The organism is Aliiglaciecola sp. 3_MG-2023 (genome assembly GCF_030548205.1).
Lineage (GTDB): Bacteria > Pseudomonadota > Gammaproteobacteria > Enterobacterales > Alteromonadaceae > Aliiglaciecola.
The window spans coordinates 192781-215409 of sequence record NZ_JAUORV010000006.1 but is presented as its reverse complement, the minus strand read 5'-3'; the positions used below and the strand labels follow the sequence as shown (position 1 = coordinate 215409).

Annotated in this window: 22 protein-coding genes; 11 read left to right on the top strand and 11 right to left on the bottom strand. The window is 41.2% G+C overall.

Annotated elements, in window-relative coordinates; all coding sequences use genetic code 11:
* Nucleotides 1-2 precede the first annotated feature (2 nt).
* Nucleotides 3-1274: a kynureninase gene (kynU, locus tag Q4574_RS08920; RefSeq protein WP_303473704.1), complete on the bottom strand. Its 1272-nt coding sequence runs from the start codon at nt 1272-1274 to the stop codon at nt 3-5.
* A gap of 38 nt (nt 1275-1312) precedes the next feature.
* The gene (locus Q4574_RS08915; RefSeq protein WP_303473703.1) at nt 1313-2197 is read right to left on the bottom strand and encodes an alpha/beta hydrolase; all 885 of its coding nucleotides are present in this window, start codon (nt 2195-2197) and stop codon (nt 1313-1315) included.
* 309 nt (nt 2198-2506) lie between these two features.
* On the opposite strand from Q4574_RS08915, the gene Q4574_RS08910 reads away from it, so the two are divergent.
* From Q4574_RS08910 to Q4574_RS08885, 6 genes are all read left to right on the top strand, one after another.
* Complete coding sequence (locus tag Q4574_RS08910) at nt 2507-2929, top strand: MerR family DNA-binding transcriptional regulator (protein ID WP_303473702.1); 423 nt, start codon at nt 2507-2509, stop codon at nt 2927-2929.
* 12 nt (nt 2930-2941) lie between these two features.
* On the top strand, nt 2942-4111 hold the full coding sequence (locus Q4574_RS08905) for an isovaleryl-CoA dehydrogenase (protein WP_303473701.1): 1170 nt from the start codon (nt 2942-2944) through the stop codon (nt 4109-4111).
* Nucleotides 4112-4183: 72 nt separating this feature from the next.
* Entirely contained in the window at nt 4184-5791 is a 1608-nt protein-coding gene (locus Q4574_RS08900) for a carboxyl transferase domain-containing protein (RefSeq protein ID WP_303473700.1), read from the top strand.
* Between the two features lie 13 nt (nt 5792-5804).
* Nucleotides 5805-6626: an enoyl-CoA hydratase/isomerase family protein gene (locus Q4574_RS08895; protein ID WP_303473699.1), complete on the top strand. Its 822-nt coding sequence runs from the start codon at nt 5805-5807 to the stop codon at nt 6624-6626.
* A complete protein-coding gene (locus tag Q4574_RS08890; protein ID WP_303473698.1) occupies nt 6623-8653 on the top strand; it encodes an acetyl/propionyl/methylcrotonyl-CoA carboxylase subunit alpha in 2031 nt (676 codons plus the stop codon). Before Q4574_RS08895 ends, Q4574_RS08890 begins: the two co-directional genes overlap by 4 nt.
* 5 nt (nt 8654-8658) lie before the next feature.
* Entirely contained in the window at nt 8659-9561 is a 903-nt protein-coding gene (locus tag Q4574_RS08885; RefSeq protein ID WP_303473697.1) for a hydroxymethylglutaryl-CoA lyase, read from the top strand.
* A 47-nt stretch (nt 9562-9608) separates the two neighbouring features.
* Here Q4574_RS08885 and Q4574_RS08880 read toward each other — a convergent pair whose 3' ends face one another.
* The gene (locus Q4574_RS08880; protein ID WP_303473695.1) at nt 9609-10829 is read right to left on the bottom strand and encodes a glycine betaine ABC transporter substrate-binding protein; all 1221 of its coding nucleotides are present in this window, start codon (nt 10827-10829) and stop codon (nt 9609-9611) included.
* Between the two features lie 19 nt (nt 10830-10848).
* On the bottom strand, nt 10849-12261 hold the full coding sequence (locus tag Q4574_RS08875; protein ID WP_303473694.1) for an ABC transporter substrate-binding protein: 1413 nt from the start codon (nt 12259-12261) through the stop codon (nt 10849-10851).
* A gap of 212 nt (nt 12262-12473) precedes the next feature.
* On the opposite strand from Q4574_RS08875, the gene Q4574_RS08870 reads away from it, so the two are divergent.
* Both Q4574_RS08870 and Q4574_RS08865 read left to right on the top strand, forming a co-directional pair.
* Entirely contained in the window at nt 12474-13058 is a 585-nt protein-coding gene (locus tag Q4574_RS08870; RefSeq protein WP_303473692.1) for a DUF922 domain-containing Zn-dependent protease, read from the top strand.
* A gap of 272 nt (nt 13059-13330) precedes the next feature.
* Complete coding sequence (locus Q4574_RS08865) at nt 13331-13570, top strand: DUF2061 domain-containing protein (protein WP_303473691.1); 240 nt, start codon at nt 13331-13333, stop codon at nt 13568-13570.
* Between the two features lie 138 nt (nt 13571-13708).
* On the opposite strand, the gene Q4574_RS08860 is transcribed toward Q4574_RS08865, so the two are convergent.
* Both Q4574_RS08860 and Q4574_RS08855 read right to left on the bottom strand, forming a co-directional pair.
* Nucleotides 13709-14380 (bottom strand): cold shock domain-containing protein, encoded by a 672-nt coding sequence (locus Q4574_RS08860; RefSeq protein ID WP_303473690.1) that lies wholly within the window; start codon nt 14378-14380, stop codon nt 13709-13711.
* A gap of 468 nt (nt 14381-14848) precedes the next feature.
* Nucleotides 14849-15343, bottom strand: coding sequence for an ATP-binding protein (locus Q4574_RS08855; protein WP_303473689.1), 495 nt, complete (start codon nt 15341-15343; stop codon nt 14849-14851).
* Nucleotides 15344-15490: 147 nt separating this feature from the next.
* Here Q4574_RS08855 and Q4574_RS08850 point away from each other — a divergent pair, with 147 nt between their 5' ends.
* Nucleotides 15491-15634, top strand: a complete 144-nt coding sequence (locus Q4574_RS08850) for a hypothetical protein (RefSeq protein ID WP_303473798.1) — start codon at nt 15491-15493, stop codon at nt 15632-15634.
* A 198-nt stretch (nt 15635-15832) separates the two neighbouring features.
* On the opposite strand, the gene Q4574_RS08845 is transcribed toward Q4574_RS08850, so the two are convergent.
* The 3 genes from Q4574_RS08845 to Q4574_RS08835 are packed head-to-tail and all read right to left on the bottom strand — an operon-like array spanning nt 15833 to nt 18293.
* Nucleotides 15833-16360 (bottom strand): SRPBCC family protein, encoded by a 528-nt coding sequence (locus Q4574_RS08845; protein ID WP_303473688.1) that lies wholly within the window; start codon nt 16358-16360, stop codon nt 15833-15835.
* 16 nt (nt 16361-16376) lie between these two features.
* Nucleotides 16377-17342: a nucleoside hydrolase gene (locus Q4574_RS08840; protein WP_303473687.1), complete on the bottom strand. Its 966-nt coding sequence runs from the start codon at nt 17340-17342 to the stop codon at nt 16377-16379.
* 12 nt (nt 17343-17354) lie between these two features.
* Complete coding sequence (locus Q4574_RS08835) at nt 17355-18293, bottom strand: GlxA family transcriptional regulator (protein ID WP_303473686.1); 939 nt, start codon at nt 18291-18293, stop codon at nt 17355-17357.
* A 228-nt stretch (nt 18294-18521) separates the two neighbouring features.
* Here Q4574_RS08835 and glgC point away from each other — a divergent pair, with 228 nt between their 5' ends.
* The gene (gene glgC, locus Q4574_RS08830) at nt 18522-19784 is read left to right on the top strand and encodes a glucose-1-phosphate adenylyltransferase (protein WP_303473684.1); all 1263 of its coding nucleotides are present in this window, start codon (nt 18522-18524) and stop codon (nt 19782-19784) included.
* Nucleotides 19785-19850: 66 nt separating this feature from the next.
* Here the strand turns inward: glgC and Q4574_RS08825 are convergent, their stop codons facing one another.
* A complete protein-coding gene (locus Q4574_RS08825) occupies nt 19851-20654 on the bottom strand; it encodes an alpha/beta fold hydrolase (RefSeq protein WP_303473682.1) in 804 nt (267 codons plus the stop codon).
* Nucleotides 20655-20890: 236 nt separating this feature from the next.
* On the opposite strand from Q4574_RS08825, the gene Q4574_RS08820 reads away from it, so the two are divergent.
* Nucleotides 20891-21190: a hypothetical protein gene (locus Q4574_RS08820; RefSeq protein WP_303473679.1), complete on the top strand. Its 300-nt coding sequence runs from the start codon at nt 20891-20893 to the stop codon at nt 21188-21190.
* A 106-nt stretch (nt 21191-21296) separates the two neighbouring features.
* Here Q4574_RS08820 and Q4574_RS08815 read toward each other — a convergent pair whose 3' ends face one another.
* Entirely contained in the window at nt 21297-22622 is a 1326-nt protein-coding gene (locus Q4574_RS08815) for an MFS transporter (protein WP_303473677.1), read from the bottom strand.
* Nucleotides 22623-22629 lie beyond the last annotated feature (7 nt).

Sequence of the window (22629 nt, the reverse complement as noted above, 5' to 3'; positions counted from 1 at the left end):
CCTCAAGTTACCTTACTTTTCACTTCGAACTCCGGGTTGAGATACACCTTATTAGCGATAATTTGTTTTAGACTTTCTAAAGCCCTAACAACATCTGAAAAGCCAATATACAAAGGTGCAAAGCCGAAGCGAAGCACGTTAGGGGCGCGAAAGTCGGCGACAACATTGCGCTTAATAAGCGCCTGACAAATAGCGAAAGCATTAGGATGAGTGACAGCCACTTGACTGCCTCTAAGCTCTGGCTCTAGAGGTGATATACAAATTAAATCTGTGTCTAATTCTAATGCAGTTAAACCTGCGATAAAAAATTCAGTAAGTGCTTGAGACTTTTCCACTACCTGCAACATACTTAGGTTATTAAATACGTCTAATGCGGCGTCTAATATACTCATTGAAATAATGGCTGGGGTACCCGTTAAGCACTGAGAAATATTCTTATTGCTCTGGTAGTTGGGGGAAAATTGAAATGGATTACTGTGACCCATCCATCCACTTAGGGGTTGTTTAAATTGGGCTAAATGACGTTGTGCAACATACACAAAACCTGGTGCTCCTGGCCCACCATTTAAATACTTATAAGTACAACCCACGGCAAAATCCACTTCCCATGCATCTAGTTTGAGATCTAACACACCGGCACTATGGGCAAGATCCCAGATAACTAAAATTCCTTTTTCATGGGCTAATTTCGTTAACTTTGCCATATTGTGAATGTAACCGGTTTTATAATTCACTTGAGTTAATAACAACACCGCCACCTCTTCATTCAGTGACGCTTCGAGGTTATTTGAATCTACTGTTCTTAACATACAGCGCTGACTGCTTAAAAGTGATTCAACCCCCTGCACCATGTAAAGGTCTGTTGGAAAATTGTCTTGTTGTGACAGCACGACTTTTCGATTTGGACGCATGTTCAACGCGCCACACAGCAACTTAAATAAATTAACGGAAATAGAATCACAACACAGGGTTTGCGAAGGAGCTGCTCCAACTATTTTTGCAATTTTCTCGCCGACAATGATGGGTAAATCAATCCAATTATGGGTGTTCCAACTGCTTATTAAATCTCTGCCCCATTGTTGCTCAACCACTTCCTTGGCGCGTTTTTTAGCACTAACGGGTAATACACCTAAAGAATTGCCGTCTAAATAAATACAATCATCAGGCAAGTCAAATAACGCCCCATAAGACTCAAGTTTATCTTCAGAATCTAACCTTGCAGCAGCAGTTTTTAATTCCTCTAATGAAGTGAAAGCAGAAATTTGATTAGTCATTTAGTTACTCTGTAAAAGTACGTAATTTAAGTTTGGAATTAGTGTGTTTTGCCAGATTGCTGAATGTGTTCCAGCAATAATTCAAAAGCTTTCGTTTTTGGGTGTAAAAAATCGAAATGCCCGGCCCCGGGAATACGCACAACCTCAGAGCTAAAATCAGTGCTTTGTGACAGCGGAACGATCTGATCTTGCTCACCATGGAACAAAGTCACTTTAGCAACGTTTCTTGGGGTGGCATGTTTATAGTCCATGACAATGCCCTTATTTTTGCCCGTGTCCGTGTCTTCATATTGCCCTCCCATAAATTGGCTCACGGCGGTTTGACAACTATTTGCCCCATTAGAATATTGAATAATGTCAGTAATGGCAGCCAGCCCAATAACCTTAATTTTATAATTTTTATGTACATCTGCGGCAATAACCTTGTCATTTGCTAACAAAGCTAGATGACCACCAGCAGAATGTCCGAGTAGGTATATACGTTTCGGATCGAAGTTGAGGTGCTTGTGTTGGGATAAAATAAATTGAATACCACGTTGAATATCTTCAAAGGTTCCTGGCCATCCGCCCCCCTCGTCCCCAACACGTCGATATTCTAAGCTCCACACCATAAAACCGTTGTCAGCAAGGGCACTGGTTAATGCAAAACTATGTTCAATTGAATAGGCATTTAACCAACACCCTCCGTGGATAAATATAACCAGCGGTTTGGACTCATTTTCTAGGCTATTGTTCGCCAACCAGAGTTTACCGAATTGTAATTTTTCGGGTCCGTAGCTTAAGGTTTTATCGGCTTCATTATACTCTGCACCGAGCACTTGAGTGTATTGAATATTTTGTAATGTATTGGCGAAGGATTCTGTGCACCTAAGATGGGAACAGAACAAAACAATCAGGACAACAAGGAATTTCAAAATACTCATATTCACTTTTTCGTTATGGCCAAAGGGATCTCAGCATAAAGGTGATACGTTATTTTCGCTAGCAAAATTGCTTTGGGAGCTATGATATACATGGCGTTTAATCATTTCATCAATATTTTAATTAGAGATTCCTTTTCAACATTTGACCTTCCGTTAACACTATGTTAACTTCATTTCTAGCTTTACGTGAACGTAAAGGTAAAGGTAAAGAGCAAAAAGTAAATATTGCGTTTGGCAATTCGTTGCAAAGTTAGTGGTACACCCTAGTGATACACACAGATTAAACATAAACCAGGTTAGGATATAAAAATGAATGTTGTAAAACAAACAGATAAGTACCCCACTTCCAGACACGATAAAACTTACAGTATCGGCGAGTTATCCAAAGTATTCGATATCACCCCTAGATCTATACGTTTTTACGAAGAGCAGGGCCTTTTGTCTCCAGCGCGCTCAGGACAAACACGAATATATACAAATAAAGATAAAGTCAGACTAAAACTGATATTGCGAGGAAAGCGTTTAGGGTTTTCTTTGGCTGAAACCCGCACCCTTTTTAACCTTTATGACAGCCATCAGAATTCAAAAGTCCAACTTCAAGCAATGTTGGAAATGACCAAAGAAAAACGAGCCTTGTTGATTCAGCAACTCGAAGACATCAATGTATTGATGATTGAGTTGGATGAGGTTGAGTCACGCTGCCAAGATGAACTTGAACAAATAAATAAATAAAGGATAAATAGCATGAATACTTCCTACCCTACTCTCAATTTTGGATTAGGCGAAGATATCGATATGCTTCGCGATCACGTCTACAACTTTGCCCAAACTGAAATTGCCCCCTTGGCAGAAAAAGCTGATGAAGATAATGCCTTCCCTAATCATTTGTGGTCTAAATTAGGCGATATGGGCTTGTTAGGAGTAACCGTAGCCGAACAATATGGTGGTTCTGATATGGGCTATCTTGCGCATACCATCGCGATGGAAGAAGTGAGCCGAGCCTCTGCGGGAATAGGATTAAGTTACGGCGCCCATTCTAACCTGTGTGTTAATCAAATCCACAAAAACGGCACTGAGGCACAAAAACAAAAGTACCTCCCCAAACTCGTATCCGGAGAACATATTGGTGCTCTGGCAATGAGTGAACCCAATGCCGGATCAGACGTCGTTAGCATGAAGCTAAGAGCTGATAAAAAAGGTGATAGATACATTCTCAATGGCAACAAAATGTGGATAACCAATGGTCCGGATGCCGATACGTTTGTTATTTATGCAAAAACCGATAGCAAAGCAGGCTCTAAAGGCATTACTGCATTTTTGGTCGAAAAATCCTTTGCAGGCTTTAGCCAAGCACAAAAACTCGACAAATTAGGCATGCGCTCCTCAAATACCTGTGAATTGGTATTCCAAGATTGTGAAGTACCTGCAGAAAACATTCTTGGCGAAGAAGGTGGCGGTGTTCGTGTATTAATGAGTGGCCTGGATTATGAACGACTGGTGCTCTCCGGTGGACCTCTTGGGATCATGCAGGCCTGTATGGATTTAGTCGTTCCCTACATTCATGACAGAAAACAATTTGGTCAATCCATAGGTGAGTTCCAATTGGTACAAGGCAAAGTTGCCGACATGTATACCCAAATGAATGCTGCCAGAGCCTATGTTTATGCGGTAGCGCGTTCCTGTGATCGCGGTGAAACTACCCGCAAAGATGCCGCTGGAGCGATTCTGTATTCTGCAGAATTGGCAACTAAAATGTCCTTAGATGCCATTCAATTGTTAGGTGGAAATGGTTATATCAATGAATTCCCAGCTGGCCGTTTGTTACGAGATGCGAAACTCTATGAAATTGGTGCAGGTACTTCGGAAATTCGTCGCATGTTGATAGGCCGCGAATTATTTAACGAAACAAACTAAATCTCCGGCTTTTGACATCTAGGTGTCATCACAGTGAGGTTAAATTTTATTAAATGGATTAGGAGCGATTGCATGCCCCCTATCGTCAGCAAGTTAAATGTTAAAAGTCAGGAATTTATCGATAACGCAGCCAACATGGCTCAGCAAGTTAACGATTTAAAAGAAGTTATCGCTAAAGTAAAACAAGGTGGCGGTGACAAAGCCAATGATCGGCATACTGCTAGAGGCAAATTATTGCCCAGAGACAGAGTCAATGCATTGTTAGACAGCGGCTCGCCATTTCTGGAATTGTCACAACTAGCCGCTTGGAACGTTTACGAAGATTATGTACCTGCCGCAGGCGTCATAGCAGGTATTGGTCGGGTGTCCGGCGTAGAATGCATGATAGTGGCAAACGATGCGACGGTAAAAGGGGGAACCTACTACCCTCTTACGGTTAAAAAGCATTTGCGTGCGCAAACTATCGCAGAACAAAATAACTTACCCTGTATTTACTTAGTGGACTCTGGTGGCGCGAATCTGCCAAGGCAAGACGAGGTATTCCCAGATCGGGAACATTTTGGTCGTATTTTTTATAATCAGGCGAATTTATCCGCTCAAAACATTCCACAAATAGCGGTTGTAATGGGCTCTTGTACCGCAGGTGGTGCATATGTTCCGGCCATGGCTGATGAATCGATTATAGTCAAAAACCAAGGTACGATTTTCTTAGGAGGCCCCCCTCTTGTGCAAGCCGCGACGGGAGAAGTAGTAAGTGCTGAGGAGTTAGGTGGAGGCGATGTTCATTGTCGTACATCAGGTGTGGTCGATCACCTTGCGAATAATGATCATCATGCATTGCAACTGGCCAGAAACGCAATTGCCCGTTTAAATCGAACTAAACCCAATTATCTAGACCTCGCCGAACCCCAAGATCCTGCTTATCCAACAACGGATATATACGGTGTTATCCCTAAAGACAGTAAGCAGCCATTTGATGTTCGAGAAATCATTGCCAGAATCGTGGACGGTTCAGAATTCGATGAGTTTAAGGCCCTATTTGGCACTACCTTGGTGTGCGGTTTTGCACGAATTTTTGGATATCCCGTGGGGATAGTCGCAAACAATGGCATTTTATTTTCCGAGTCTGCTCAAAAAGGTGCACACTTTATTGAGTTATGTTCCCAGCGAAAAATTCCTTTGGTGTTTTTACAAAATATCACCGGTTTCATGGTGGGAAAACAATATGAAGCGGGAGGAATAGCCAAACACGGGGCGAAAATGGTAACTGCTGTAGCCTGTGCCAAAGTACCGAAATTCACGGTTTTAATTGGTGGCAGTTTTGGAGCTGGAAACTACGGTATGTGCGGCAGAGCCTATGATCCAAGGTTTATGTTTATGTGGCCCAATGCCCGGATCTCAGTGATGGGTGGCGAGCAAGCTGCTGGCGTGTTAGCCCAAGTTAAACGAGATCAAAAACAGCGCAACGATGAAAATTGGAGTGCTGAACAAGAAAAGGCGTTTAAACAACCTATTATTGATACTTATGAGCAACAAGGTCATCCCTATTATGCATCTGCGCGACTTTGGGATGACGGCGTAATCGACCCAGCAGATACACGTTTTGTGCTTGCCCTGTCAATTTCTGCGGCACTTAATAAACCCATCGAAGAAACGCGCTTTGGCGTGTTTAGAATGTAAGGCTATTCTCGTTATGCATGATATTCCTAATTCCTTAAAAGAACATTCAGAAGATGTACTATACACACTAGACTCGAGAGGTGTGGCAACGGTCACCTTAAACCGACCTGAGGTACACAATGCATTTGACGACACCACCATTGCATTGCTTACCCATTATTTTAATCAGGTGGCAAGGGACGACAATGCCCGCGTACTGGTCTTGCAATCCAATGGCAAAAGTTTCTGTGCCGGTGCCGATCTAAATTGGATGAAGCGCATGGCAAGCTATAGTTATGATGAGAATGTTGAAGACGCCAATGCATTAGCCAAGATGTTGCATACACTGTATACCCTTCCTAAACCTACCATCGCTAAAGTTCAAGGTGCAGCGTTTGGCGGCGCGGTGGGCTTAGTCTCTTGCTGTGATATCGCCATTGCCAGTCGGTTAAGCAAATTCTGTCTCAGTGAAGTTAAATTAGGCTTGATACCGGCCACAATTAGCCCTTATGTCATTGATGCCATTGGCGATAGAGTCGCGCGCCGCTACTTTATGAGCGCCGAAGTCTTTTCTGCCCGCAGAGCTCGTCGCTTGGGCTTAGTCAGCGAAGCTGTTACCGAAGAAGAGTTAGACTCAACGGTTAGTTTGTTGGTCACCCAGATCATCAATAACGGGCCAATTGCAGTGGCAGCGGCCAAGCAGCTCGTGTTTGATATTAAAGATGAGCCACTGGACGAGGAGCTTATCGAAAAAACCAGTTTACGTATTGCCACAATACGAGTTTCGGAAGAAGGGCAAGAAGGTTTAACTGCATTTTTGGAAAAAAGACAACCAGCATGGCGGGAAAAATTATGAGTGGGCTAAAAAAAATAGACAAACTACTGATTGCTAATCGCGGTGAAATTGCTTGTCGCATCATTAAAACAGCCAAAAAATTAGGCATTAAAACCGTCGCCGTCTATTCCGATGCAGATGCCAACGCACTGCATGTGAAAATGGCCGATGAAGCAGTAAGACTCGGCCCGGCTCCCTCTCGAGAAAGCTATTTAAAAGGTGAATTAATTATAGCTGCGGCGATAAAACTCAATGTAGACGCGATCCACCCTGGCTATGGGTTTTTGTCGGAAAATTCACAATTTTGTCGTTTATGTGAACAACATAATATTATTTTTGTGGGCCCACCCATTGGCGCAATAGAAGCCATGGGCTCTAAATCAGCGGCTAAACACATTATGGAGCAAGCAGGTGTTCCTTTAGTGCCGGGATATCACGGCGATGATCAATCACCACAGCTGTTAAAAAAACATGCCGATAACATGGGTTACCCTGTACTGTTGAAAGCAGCAGCTGGCGGCGGCGGCAAAGGGATGCGACAAGTCTCTGATAGTAAAGAGTTCTTTGATGCTCTAGATGCAGCAAAACGTGAAGCTATGTCGGGCTTTGGTGACGATATTATGTTGGTTGAAAAGTACCTCATTCAACCTCGTCACGTAGAAATCCAGGTGTTCTGTGACAGTCATGAAAATGGCGTGTATCTGTTTGAGCGTGATTGTTCTGTGCAGCGACGCCATCAAAAAGTGATAGAAGAAGCCCCAGCGCCAGGAATGACAGAAGAGCTACGTCAACAAATGGGACAAGCGGCGTTAACAGCTGCCCAAGCGATAGGCTACATTGGTGCTGGTACTGTCGAGTTTTTGTTGGATAGTAACAATCAGTTTTTCTTCATGGAAATGAATACACGATTGCAGGTAGAACACCCTGTAACGGAAATGATCACAGGTCAAGATTTGGTAGAATGGCAACTCCATGTGGCCAAAGGCGAAACGCTGCCAATGCAACAAGGGCAGCTACAAATAAATGGGCATGCCTTTGAAGCAAGAATTTATGCTGAAGATCCAAACAATCAGTTTTTGCCTTCTACAGGTACGTTAACTCGTTTAATACCGCCCGTCGAAGGCGATGAAGTCCGAGTTGATACTGGTGTGTTAGAAGGAGATGATGTTTCGCCATTTTACGACCCTATGATAGCCAAATTAATTGTCTGGGATCATGATCGTGACAAAGCCCTTGCTAAACTTGCTGACGCCTTAAGTCATTATCAAGTGGATGGCGTGACTACAAACATTGATTTCCTCTATAACTTGGCCACTCATCCCGCTTTCAAGGAAGCTCAGTTGAGCACGCATTTTATTGACGAGCATGAAACTGAGTTATTTGTGAGTGATGCGCTTCAGCGAGCATTATTAACTCCGCTGGCCGTAACCTACTTACTATTGCAACGTCAGGCATTGACCTTAGCATCACAGAAGCAAACATCCGCCATACAATCACCTTGGATAAAGCACAATCACTGGCGCATGAATGAACAATATTCAGAAGAGTTAAATGTGTATATTCAACAACAAAACATAGCCGTTCAGGTTGAGTATTTTTTGTGTTCGCAAACACACCAGCAAGCCTTCAAAGTGACCACACCCGAAGGATGTTTTGAGTGCGTTGGTGAACTCAAAGGTGATCATTTTAGCGCCACAATAGATAAACAACAGGTAGAAGCAACCCTGCAAGTCCATCAAGGGTACACTAGCCTCTTTACCCAAGAATACGCGATTCAGTGCAAACTCAATGAACCTGACTTAGGATTACATGATGCAGATGATCACCATGGTGGTTTTGAAGCGCCCATGAATGGCACCATCGTCAGTCAAGTTGTAGAAGAGAATAGCGAAGTAGAAAAAGGACAAACGTTAATCGTAATGGAAGCAATGAAAATGGAACATGCCATCAAAGCCCCCAAAGCTGGGGTGGTCAAAAAGTTCCATTTCGTTGCCGGAGACCTTGTTGATGGCGGCGCAATCTTGCTTGACTTTGAAGCCAAGGAGTAATACCAATGACCAGCCATTATCCTACACAGGTAAAAATTGTTGAAGTTGGCCCAAGAGATGGTTTGCAAAATGAAAAGCAACTGATCAAATTGGCGAATAAATTACAGTTGATCGATGAATTGGCGTTAGCTGGATTGAAATTTATCGAAGCTGGGAGCTTCGTTTCACCTAAATGGGTACCACAGATGGCCGACAGCGGTGCGTTATTTGACGAGTTAGATCGTCAACCCGGTGTTACCTATTCGGCCTTAACCCCTAACCTACAGGGTTATAACAGTGCCAAAGAAGTTAAGGTTGATGAGGTGGCCATATTTGGCGCGGCATCTGAAACCTTTTCGCAAAAGAATATCAATTGTTCAATTGCTGAAAGTTTAGATCGCTTTTTGCCCGTTGTAGAACAAGCCAAAAAAGATAACATACCCGTTCGAGGGTATGTTTCTTGTGTTTTAGGTTGCCCCTATGAAGGCGATATTTCGCCGCAAAGTGTGGCTGAGGTGAGTCAAAGATTGCTGGACATGGGATGTTACGAAGTGTCACTTGGCGACACTATCGGTGTGGGAACGCCGGTTAAAACCAAAAACATGTTAGAGGTAGTACAACAAGTCCTTCCCCAAGACAAAATTGCCGTGCATTTCCATGATACCTACGGACAAGCATTAGCCAATATATTAGTTGCGTTACAGTTAGGCGTAAGCACCATTGACAGCGCAGTAGCAGGTTTAGGCGGCTGCCCTTATGCCAAAGGTGCTTCAGGTAATGTTGCCACAGAAGATGTGGTATTTATGTTGAACGGTATGGGGATAGCAACCGGCATTGATCTGCATAAACTAGTGCAAGCAGGCAGCAATATCATGGCAGCACTAGGTCGACAATCAACGTCAAAGGTCGCCAACGCATTGTTATCTTAAAAACATGAGCCCATAGGGATGCATAATGGGTAACAGAGGTTCCATCGTTAATGTTGCTTCTCCAGTGCGTGTTTAAACACTTTTTTCGCCTCTTCTTTTGCTCTCACAGGATCGTTGTTAGATTTGCCAATTCTGGCAACGATGTTGTTTAAATCCTCAGTACTCATGCAGTCGTGCAATATTTTCAGGCGATGTTCAATATCCGGGAATTTTTTCAAAACGGCTGCTGAAATTAAAGGTTGGGCTAAATAGCGAGGAAAAAACTGCTCAGTATCTTTTAAAATAATCACTTCCCCACTGGTTACTTGAGGATCGGACTCGTATCCTACGAATACTTCAGCTTCACCGCTTTCCTTTGCAGAATAGCGATCAGTCACGCTGCACGGCAATACCGATTTAAATTTAACACCGTAATCTAACAATCCCAATAAGCAATCTTTTCTGTTCATAAATTCTGGATCTGCGCTAAACGTCAACTTAGCGCCTTTGGTTTTTAAATCATTGATAGTGGTAATTTCCTCAGATTCTGCTAATTCTGGTGTCATCACCAAACAATAATCTTCGCTACAGCCAAGATTAGGCAGCCACTTAATGCCTAAGCCTTGACCATAATGATTCAATTCTTCTGTTAATTTCTGGGGTGATTTGATCTCATTGTTTTCAGTTTTATGATGAATATTAAAATACTGTACACACGTACCGGTATAGTCCATGTAAATATCCAGCCATCTATATTTTAGCTCCGCAAAGTTATGCATGCTGTCACCGTTGGGAAAACGGATTTCACACTTAATATGTGGATTTTCATGGGTTATCGCTAAGGCTAAGAGTTCGGTAAAAAACATTTGTGAGAGATCGTTTTTTGCACCTATGATAATTTTAGGATTTGGCCCTTCTAATCTGTTAGGCGCCAATATGTCTTCTCCGGCGAGTATTGGCCAAAATGATTGCTCAGAAGTACTGACTTGTTGTTGCACTCTTCCGATAGTTTGACTGAAATTAGATTCTAATTCATTAAGTTGAACATGAAATTCTTTATCAGACACCTTTAAAGTTAAAGACTGAATAAAACTCGGCATGTTGATAATGACAAACGGCATGATTAACAGTGCAAATAGGATCAACACCTGATTGGTGGCCCTTAAATATTCATCCAGTCCAAACAGTTTTAACTCCGCGAGAAAGAACAACAGTACCGCTAAACAATAAATAATGAGTAAATAAGGAGCGGACTTTGATAGGAAACTACTGTTTTTTTTAGGTTTCATACGTTCTCCATTAGATACATTATTGCAATTGCACCGCGGTTGGCTCGAAACAATACAAGTTGGTTTTTGACGCCAATGGACCATTCAATACATTGGCAATCACTTTTTGCTGAGCAAAAATTTGAACATTATTTAAGAATAATTCGGGCCATTGCCTGACTAGCGCTTTGGTTCCCTTGGGAAAGGTATAAACCTCGTTAGGCAAACATCGAACTAATTGTCGATCATAACGTTGCCCCAGCACGAGTTGTTTGCTGCCCGTTGCAACGAGTCTAACTGAATCGGCCATATCGATTTCATTGGTCACTTGGGTCAATAAACTAGTAAAGGCTTGAGGGTTGCTTTTTAAATTATTGAGAACGTCATTAAACTGATTTTTTAGGGCAAGGTTATTCGGGTTGTTTTTCGTAAACAATACGCTGTGAGGCACATAATCAATATAGTCAGCAAATCCTATTTTAGCGGATAATGTAGGCATAGACTGGGTTAATACCGACTCCCCGACTGTCTGAGATTCAATTAAAACCTTCGGTTTAGAGGAATAAGCTAACCACACTAACGCCTCAGAAATAGATAGTTTACACGCTGAGGAGCCAGCTGACTTGATTTGCGTATTTAACACATTATCAGAGGTCACGATCAGGTTACTGTTTTGTATTAACTCATTAACGTTGTCTATAGGAGAATCACCGAATTGATACACATAAAAAGTCTGATCCTCTAAATGGCGATAAGTTAACGGAGCCTTAGGGGCAATTTGCAATAGTCTTTGGGATAGTTTTAACCTGATTGCCTCTGGGCTTTTTGCAACCTCATTCCATTGCCCTTGGGTGATCTTTTTAGCACTTAGCAATAACCATTGTTGATTGCCATCTAGCATCTCAAACCCCTGCTGAGTATCTTTTAATTGACAGGTATTTTTGGGCATATATTGACGTAATCTTGGCGTATATTCATATCCCGCCAAGGTGATGACTGCATACTTTTGAAGATCAGATGGATGGCTGATGGTTGCGGCAGAAGGATTATGTTGCAAATGAAAGAAAATCCCATTGGGAACATCAATAATAGGATCACTGAAATAGAATTGGTTTTCCCTTTCAGGCGTTTTAATGTAGGGATAGGTTCCCCTAATTTGACTATTTTGCTGGGCTAATTGCGCTTTAGAATACGCCAACTCCCACGGCATAAATTGTAAGTCGACACTGTACCCCATCTGTTCAAAAACGGTTTTAACAACTACACTTGCAATACCTTTTTGCGGTAACGTTTCCCCCGAGTACGGAGCCCATTCCCCAGAAGATAAATGAATAACCTTAGGCCCCGAACTAGGTTGTGTACTCAAATACACAATGGCCGCGATCAAAAGCAACAGAGCGCCAATCAAACTAACCATAATCATAGGGTTATATTTCGTGCGAGTTGTTTCCAAAGTTTTAACCTTTCCAGCAAAGTAGATGACAATCAACCTGTTTAAACCTTATACAATTAATGGGCATTTGTCAGGTTGACTGCTATCTTAATGGCAATTATGGCAGGTATTTATGCAAACAGATTGGAAAAGATGGGTGAAACCCCTTTTAATCTATACCATTAGGCCTTAATTTAGGGTTTGGATGATTACAATATCACGGTGAAATATTCATGCTTTTTGATGGCGTAAAGCTCGCGTTCTGCGGCCTATTGTTAGTTACAAGCTTCAATGCCTCTTCCGAGGTAGTGCTGACGGAAAAGTTTGAGCACTATTCAATTGCTCCAACGAACCTTCAAGAAATAAAAAGTGAATTGCGTTTAAACTCACCCATTGTTAAAGAAAACCAATTATTTCATGGCCGCACCCAATGGCAACTGACCCCTGTTTTTGGCCTGCAATCCACGGGTAATCTTTGTCGAATAGTGGGAATAAAGATATATCTAGAAGGGATTTACACTATGCCTGAAATGACCAACCGAAAAACCGCATCACAAAGTTTAATGCATTCATTTGATAATTATTACGCAGCTTTATTGGATCATGAAAAAGGCCATCAGGCTATTTGGATTGAGGCCGGTGAAACCATTGAACGCAAACTAAAAAGCATGCCTCCCCATTTTCAATGCAGCCAATTAAAATCCCAAGCGACCAAGCAAGTCTCAGATCTAGTAAAATATTATCAACAACAGAATAAGCAATATGACCTAGAAACTGGACATGGAAAAACCCAGGGTGTATTTATATCTGGTAAATAACCCCTGCAATACTTAGACGGAAAACGACTGGCGTTTTTTGTAATAAGGTTTCAAGCAAGGTTAAATAGTTGAATTTTCAGAGGCGCTAAAATTCCCGCCGTCAAACTTCATATGCTTATTCGATTCTATTTCCTTAATTGTCTTGGAATGATATCCAAATTTCATTGATTAAATTATTCGATGATGTTGTTCGTAAAAATCAATTATCTTTTTTGCTACTTATTGATAATAATTCTCATTATCAAATCTAAACTATTATTGAGTACAACATTATGAAAAAGACAATTACCTTTGCATGTTTACACTTTACCGTTGCCTTCACAGTCGCTTATTTATTAACTGGCAGTGCAGTAATCGGTGGCGCAGTCGCCCTTGTAGAGCCCGCAGTTAATACAGTGGTATTCTATTTTCACGAGCGTGTTTGGAAAAAGTTTGAAAGCCAGTCAGCCAATAAAATAAATGACAGTTCCGAGCAGGCTTTCTCATCAAATGATATGACATTTGTCTCTTAAGTCACCCATGTACCAAGGGTGGCTAAATAGGTTAAACAGGCATAGTTTGATTTTTAGGGATGTAGGTGATTAAGCGGACAGAAATAGTGGGTTAAAATGTATAGCGAAGCAAACGTAACCCACCGCTATTTGTTCTGTTTAAATTACAGTTTGCACTAGCCAATGCACCACTGAATACCCCCCCAAAAAGGAAGTTGTTAAAATTAGAGTAAATGTACCTAAGCAGCCTCCACTTTTATTTGAAGAGTACACTTTTTCTTGCTCATGCCTGGGCCTACTTCTTAACCATTGCAAGTGACAAGAGTTGCAATATAAACGAGTGAAACCTCTGTTCCAGGCACTAATAGTTCTAGAATCATATAATTCAATTTTTTTACATCGAGTACAACGAAATGAACTACTTTTTGGCTTCTTTTGACGATTTAATAAAATTAACGCAATCACCGCAGGAATAACAAATATTATCGAGCCTTCTATATTGTTTGATTTAAAATATATATATGCAGTGAATACTATAGAACTTACCAGAACAAGAATTAGGAGGTAATCAAAAAAGTTTTTGGTCTTAGGTTCAACATCGGTATTGCTCTTATAATGGTTTGTTTTAGACAAACCTTCAATTGCAACACTCGTTGCCTTTAATCTATTCTGATTATCCATTTTTTCAGTAAATACAACAATATCACCGATCTCCGGTCTTCTGCTTTTAGTAGTAAGACTAGAAATATGAAAAAAGACCTTTTGATTGTCATCTGACGTTATAAAACCAAAACCCTTATCATCTTTCCATTGACTTATTGTTCCTTTCATATCGTCTAAAGACTCCATTCTCATTAGGTAATTTAGCGTCCTGTATTTACGACACAATCTTGTTAGCCAACTACACTTAGAGAATGAGCCACAGCCATTGAGTTTGCATCAGAAAAATACGCTTGTTATTGCGCCAACCACTTCACTATCGTAGCTTTGCCGCCACAAGCAACTTACACAACAACATGTTTAAAATTATTACCCTAGACTAAACCAAACTGCCAGAAAACTGCAACTATTGATAAACATTACTGTGAACAGGTTTGTATAAAAACGATTTGAGAAGGAAGTATATTGAATTGAATAAACCACGGGGAAATTGTGGAAAAAGCAGTCGTTAACTCGGAGAAATACGGAAGATATCCGCCTTGGCGTTAGACGATAACCTGAAAGGCTTATGCAATTTAACGCCGCGCTTTACGGAAATGTTGGATCGATAGCGAGTAAATTTTCCGTAGCAGCGCATTGTTATGCATTTCGCGCCACTTTGGTTGTATTGAAACCTTCCTCCGCCGTGGGAGCCTTGAAATATTTTGTAACCTGCTCAAACATTTCTGGTGTATCAGTTGCCATTCTTTCAGGCTGTTCTTTGCGCCGTTTTTCAATCTGTTTTAAACAGATCTCATTTGACAAGTCTATGTATACCAAATTATGTGGAGCTTCAATCTCGGAGAAAATACTCCGAAACCAATCTCTTTGTGACAGAGTATTTGCGGGGAAATCCATGACTACATTTGTTCCTGCAGACAACATGGATTGAACAAGCTTTTTAATCTGTGGCTTAAGTAGATTTGAATATTCGATATAGTCATTTAGTGATGAAATCTTATTTGGGTAAAGTGACGCAAGCCATTCATCTTCTGAAAGCAATACTACATTGCTTTTCTGTGCGATCTCCCTAGCTTTGGTAGATTTTCCTGCCCCCATCTTTCCACAGAAAAAGGTCAATTCTCCTTTGTTCATAGTTGCTCTCTATTTTGACGCATAGACACAATAAGTCCCTAAGAAATGTTAGCCTCCACATTTTCGTGGGTTAGCTCAAAAAACCACCGGAGTGCTGGCCGGAACTAGAATTGGTTTGTTCAAGACTAAATCAATTTGGAGGCTGGCATGAACAAACATAGCATAATTTTTTTAGGATTAGATACCCACAAAGAATTTAACGAAGTGGCTTATTGTGAAGATCAGCGAGATATAAGTGCTGCGCATTATAGTCGTGGCCTCATCACTTATCCCCAAAACACCTGGCGATGACTTTCTATTTTTAATCCAAAAGGCAAACTGAGTAAAAAACAAACGAATTTGAGGAATATATATATAAGCTTAAAAAGATTTAGGCAAGATTGTTAGGTTTCAATTGCCACGGGGGCTCGCACCAAGGCCGCTATCGAAAGCCAACTGGATTGGAAGTATTTTGTGGCAAAAGCGACGAAAAGCCGGATTAGCTAACGTCTAATCTTCCATAACCGCTTTTAAGTTATCTAAGCTCTGTTGCAGATCGGGGCCAATTAACGAGTCCATAGCTAACGCAAAATACCGATTGATAGCATTAAAACCGACGTCACCGGTTCCAGTCCAAGTCACTAACGTTTGGCCATCGCTTTGTTGAAATGTTAACTGACCTTGAGATGTCATATCAAACCCAGAGAAATAGAGTTCATAGGTCACACTTTGATTGGGCGCTAATGCGATGATCGTCATTGAACCATCGCCTTCAGTAGCACTCTTCCAAGAAGATTTCATGCCTATCCCGATGCTATCTCCTGAATATTCAACCTGCATATTGGGATCCCGTTGATACCAAACGCCCCAATCTCGCCAGTTTCTAAGATCCGCCACTTGCGGGTATATTTTATCTGCCGCTCCATTGATTGAAATACTCCGTTGCACACGGTATTCAGATGGCAAAAAGTAACCAACGACAATAAATACCGTCAATAGTATTAGAAGTGAAAATATAACCTTTTTAAGAATTGCCATGGTCAATACTCCTCGTTCAGCAGGTAAATTGTTTTAATATGTAGTTTAGAACGGCATCCTTATCCACTTTAAACGCAACATCAATATCAAAACCGTGGTCTGGATCTCGGTATGTTTGACCTGCATTCGGTTCTTCAGTCGCCACATTTAACTTAACAGGTTCAAAGGTTATCTCATCTCCTTGTAGGGCTAACACGCAAGTCGCGAGTACGTCCCACATAAAATAAGTAAATTCATAGCTAGGAATAGTATTAATTGTGGTTGCCCAAAACTGACAAGCCAAACTTGAAATAGGATACTCTTTTTGGGCGGCCAATTGACTCAAAAAGTCAATGTTTACAGGCAAACAATTAGTGGCATCTAAACCAATTAATTTTACCACTACGCCGGAAGCGAAAAGCTTTTGACTGGCTATCGGATCCCAATAGGCATTCCATTCTGCGCTTTTATCATGGTTGTACATGGCCACATTGCCAGGCACATCCACTGCGCCCCCCATCCAGATAACGTTTTTAATTTTCTGCTTTAATTCTGGCTGTTTTTCAAAGGCGGCTACCAAGTTTGTGCATGGGCCTGTCATCAAAACACTGACGTTGTCGGCATGAGTTAAACAGGCGTTAATCAACTCTTCCGCGGATAAATCTGAAATTTGTTTTTCGTTGTAGCTTTGCGCCAACATATCCGGCAGCACATTGCATATTTTAGGTTGTGCCCGCCAGTCTGCTGGAAAGGCATTTTCACCATGAAGATTCCCTTTGCCTACAGGTATATCGGTGCGTTTGAACATAGACAATATTTTTAACGTAGATATAGTCGCATCTGATAGGTAACAATCTGCTGGCGTAATAGTAACGGCTAACAAGTCGATATGATCCATTGTTAACAACAACATTAGGGATAGTAAATCATCTACTCCCCCATCATGATCGAAAATAACTTTTTGTTTTTCTGTGGTCGAATTTTGTTGATTTTGTAATGTCATTAATTTCTCTTACTAACCTTGGTAAAACTGTTGTTGATACTCTGTTGGAGAGATACCCACAAATTTATGGAAGTTAAATCTTAAGGTGACGGTGTTATCAAAGCCGACACGAGATGCAAGTTCGTCCATCGATATATGATGGTGCTCTAATATTTCTTTGGCCAATCGAATTCGTTGTTGATTTAACCATTCTTTTGGCGGCATGCCTACTGAAGCTTTGAAGTGGCGATCAAAACTGCGTCTGGACATATTTGCGTGGTCAGCCAAATCGTCCACTTTAGAAATCTTATTTAGCTTTTTAATTGCCCATTGCAAGGTTCTCGCAAACTTGTGGTGTTTTTGCGGCAAGGGCGTTTCTACAAATTGCGCCTGCCCACCCGCTCTATGGGGAGAAATAACTAATCGTCTGGCAACTAAGTTTGCGATCTCATGCCCGAAGTCTTGGCGCACCACCTCTAACGATAAATCGAGACCAGAAGCACTGCCCGCCGCACAATATATATTATCTTGCTGAGTATAAAGCACATTGTCTATATACTCGACTAAAGGAAATCGCTGTTTAAATAATTCTGCATATCGCCAGTGAGTAGTAGCTTTACAATGATTCAATAGGCCTAATTGTGCTGGTAAAAAAGCCCCTGAACAAAAGGTAATAATACGTTTATTTAAACTATGGAAAGCAACAATTTGTTCCGCCAGGGATAATTTTATTTTACGGGAATGGGTGTCCCACCCGGGGATCAATAAAATATCGTAGTGAAGTAATTCAGTTACCTCATTGACCTGCATCAATAATCCGCTAGAAGACGCTAACAATTTGCCATCAAAACTTATAACATCGCACTTATACCACGGAGATACCTCCTGTCTTGGCAAGTGAAATACTTCCAATGCACACCCTAGCTCAAAAACTGGGAAATTATCCGTCACTAAAATGGCCATATGGTGCATTTTCGATTCCTTTTCGATACTGCAACGATAAAAACTGGCCTAATATTAGCGAATAATAATTAATTTGCCAGTGTATCCAAGAGTTAGGGGAAGTATATTTAATAATTTTTTAACATTTCAAATTGTTTTTGACTAAAGTACGTGCCAAACTCATTACATCAAAGAAAAAACTTTAGTTACAATCACTTTGAGCCAACATTCTTATTCATTGTTTGAGGAAGTCATTATATGGAAGGACAGAACCCCCGTTATATCAGTAATTTGACTCGTGATACATATGCACTAATTTTAGCTGGCGGCCGTGGTTCTAGGTTGCATGAATTAACCACTTGGCGAGCAAAACCCGCTTTATACTTTGGTGGTAAATTTCGAATAATCGATTTCCCACTTTCTAATTGTATTAACTCAGGTATTCGTCGAGTTGGTGTAGTTACACAATATAAATCTCACTCTTTAATTCGTCACCTGGTCAGAGGTTGGGGGCACTTCAAAAAAGAATTAGGCGAATCTGTGGAAATTCTACCTGCTTCTCAACGTTCTTCTGATAATTGGTATCAAGGAACGGCAGACGCAGTGTTTCAAAATATTGATATCATTCGCAATGAATTACCCAAGTATGTAATGGTGTTGTCTGGTGATCATATTTATCGTATGGATTACGGAACTTTACTCGCGCGTCATGCTGAATCAGGCGCAAAAATGACAGTCTGTTGTATGCCTGTGCCGATTGAAGAAGCCGCCGGTCAATTTGGCGTAATGTCAGTGGATGAGTCAATGCGAATTAACGGTTTTGAAGAAAAGCCTGAACATCCATCCCCTCTCCCCGGTAAGCCAGATATGTGTTTAGCCTCTATGGGGAACTATGTATTTGATACCGAATTTTTATTCGAACAACTCAAACGAGATTCCGAGAAGTCGAATTCAGATCGGGATTTCGGAAAAGATATCATCCCTGATATTATTAAGGATCAACTCGTTTACGCTTATGCTTTTGATGAAGTTGATCAGCGTGAAGTCTACTGGCGCGATGTGGGTACATTAGACTCGTTTTGGACCGCAAATATGGAATTGGTTCAGCCTGTTCCCGCGCTAAACTTGTATGATAAACGTTGGCCAATATGGACCTATCAAGAGCAACTTCCTCCTGCTAAGTTTGTATGGGAAGAAGATAATAGACGTGGCGCGGCAATTAATTCGGTGGTGTCAGGGGGATGTATAATCTCCGGTGCTACAGTTCGAAAGAGTGTGTGTTTCTCAAATGTACGAGTGCACTCTTATACCGTAGTGGATGAGTCGGTTATTTTACCTGATGTGGAAATCAAACGTCATTGTAGAATACGCCGTGCAATCATTGACCGTGGTTGCATTATTCCTGAAGGAACCGTTATAGGCCATAGTCGCCAAGATGATGAAGCGAGAGGCTTCCGGGTAACAGAGAAAGGCGTCACTTTGGTTACCAGAGAAATGCTAGGATTACCGGTAGGATATTAAATTTTGACAGATAAAGTAGTTTGAGTTCGACATAGTAATGTTCAAATCTCAAACTACTTTTCACCTTTAGTCTTGGGACTCCCATTGGGCGATTTTATCGTTAAGCATTGATGCAACCAACATGGGCTGTTCTAAGGGAAACATATGCCCCCCACCTTTCACCACTTGATGTTCAAGATTATTCTTTTTGACAAAGGGCGCAATAGATGAGCTCTTACAGACTTTGGTTTTCTCTCCTGTAATAATTAACCCAGGTATATGATGGGGCAATTTATAGCGGCGCAAATTTAACGGGATCGTACGAAAAATAGTGGCTTCAATATGATGGTCAAAGTCTAGTTTTAACTCATCAGGCATTTCTTTGACTGCACTACCAACATAGTCGGCAATACACTCAGGATGCATATCTCTAAATAAGGCCTTACCTTTAAAATAATTTTCGACATTTGTCTCTTTAGGCCAAGATGTGCATCTGTTCATCGCTTGTTTGGACGGCGATAATCTATCGGCAAATCCCAACTTTCGAGCACTTCCAAATAATAAACTGGTTAAGCCAGTAATTAATGGCGGATCGAGGAGCACCAATCCTTTCACCATATGCGGATGCAGACAAGCGGTTAAATATGACACCACAGCGCCAAAGGAGTGGCCCACCAAGTAGCAAGGTTCCGCCTGATTTTCATGTAAAAAATGGACGATTTCGGAGACTTGATTTTGCCACCCTATATTAACCGGAAAATTTGGATTATGGGCCAACTTTTCTATGGCGATCACATCAAAATGGCTCCTCATAGAATTTAATAGAAGACGGTAACTTCCCGCTGGAAACCCATTAGCATGGGCAAAGTGAATTTTAGTTCGAGTGGTCATTTTTATTTAAGCTTTCTCTTTATTATTTAGGTGACAGTAAAATCTATCTACTATCAGTACAATCTAACGACTAGCAACATAATCTAACGACTAAATAAGGGTTCTGTAAGGATTTTTTGTTTACTTTTTTAGGTATAAATACGAATACCTAAGTATCACTTGCTAGCTTTATTTATCCACGCCGTTGTACCAAAATCAACTCAAGTTAAACAACAAACCATTCAATTGAGGTCAATATGAAAGCGCAGATTAAGCTTCTTATAACAGCCAGCATCGCAACTTTAGGTGTTTCTACCTTTGCAAATGCATCAATTAATACCTCTATGGAAATGGTTTGTCATAACGCACATGCTTCTACGCTCAAGACCGAAAGAAAGTTATCTGAGGAAACAGTTAACTCCTCAACATTAATGTCACAACACTTTGCTGTGACGTCTTGTAACGGAAAGCAGTTGTTATTAAGTACAAAATTAGAAAATACAGGTATTTCGTCGAAAAAATCAAACGACGAGCAACTTGTAAGTTCAGCCGATTAAACGAATTGGATAATCCAATTTAGAACCTAACCATTTCCTTTGATACTTAGTGGTACTTTCCCATCCCTTGATGGAAATCGCCGCTCCTCCCCGGAGCGGCATTTTTTTATCCGTTTCTTTGCTCGGCTAACTCCCAATCTCTATCGACCCGTCTTGACGTCCAATAGAACGCGAGAATAGACAAAATATAAGGCACGATTAACCAACTCAGTGCCAATCGTAAAGATTCTACCTCACCATAGCGTTCACTTAACATATTGCTAAGAATGCCAATAAAAGTAGGTCCACCACCTAAGGCAATGATATTTAACACGAAGAAAAATAACGCCGTAGACATCGCGCGAACACGAACCGGTGCAAGGGTTTGAGCCAACGCAAATGACGGGCCTAAATATGCTCCACTGGTAAACAGCAGTATGGTTAATAACACTAACGCCACAATAGGACTACCAACTTGTAAGGCAATATACAGCGCAGGGGTGCCTACCATCAACATACCTGCAGGTACTAAACCATAGGCTTTTTTATTTTTCTTCCCTAACTTATCAACTAAAGCTCCACCAATCCAAACACCAGCGGCGTATGCCGTTCCATTACTGATCCCCATAAAAATAAGTAGATTGAAAAAGCTAAAATCAGGGTGAGCACGAACAAAGAAATCAATTACCCAGGTAGAAATGGCGTAGTTGCCGAAAGAGCCAAACGAGATACCTATACACATTCCCCACCACGACGGAATAGTGAGTAAGGTTTTAATTGCTTGCTTGAAAGGTACCGCCTGCATATCTGCATTTTTGTTGTCTCCACCGCGCACAGGCTCTTTTACTGTAAACTTTAACAGCAAGGCTAATACAACCCCCGGTAGGCCAACGCTAATCATAACCAAGCGCCAATCTGCACTACCCCCTTTGATAAGAAATGCGGTGGCAAAAAACGCTAACATAACCCCAAATGGAATACCTAATGAATAGAAGGCTAACGCACCTGCTCGTTTGTCTTTTGGAAACAGATCAGAAATCATGGAATGAGAAGGTGGACTGCCGCCAGCTTCACCAATGCCAACACCAATTCGCGCTATGGCAAGTTGAAAATAACTAGTAGCGAGTCCAGACAGCGCTGTAAAACCGCTCCAAAGAGTGAGAGAAATGGCAACGATGTTGACCCGGCTATATTTATCAGCCAACCAGGCAATTGGAATACCAACAAAGGTATATAGCAAAGCAAAGTAGATACCTTTCAACCAGCCTAGTTGAGCATCATCTAACCCAAGATCCGCTTTTATCATGGGCGATAAAATGCCGATAATTTGTCTATCAATAAAGTTAAATGCATAAACTAAGGTTAATATGACTAACACATACATTCGGTATTTACTGCTCACTTCCCCTTGCTTAACCTCGCCATTAGCATCCTTTATCCCGTTGTTCGACATGTAAACT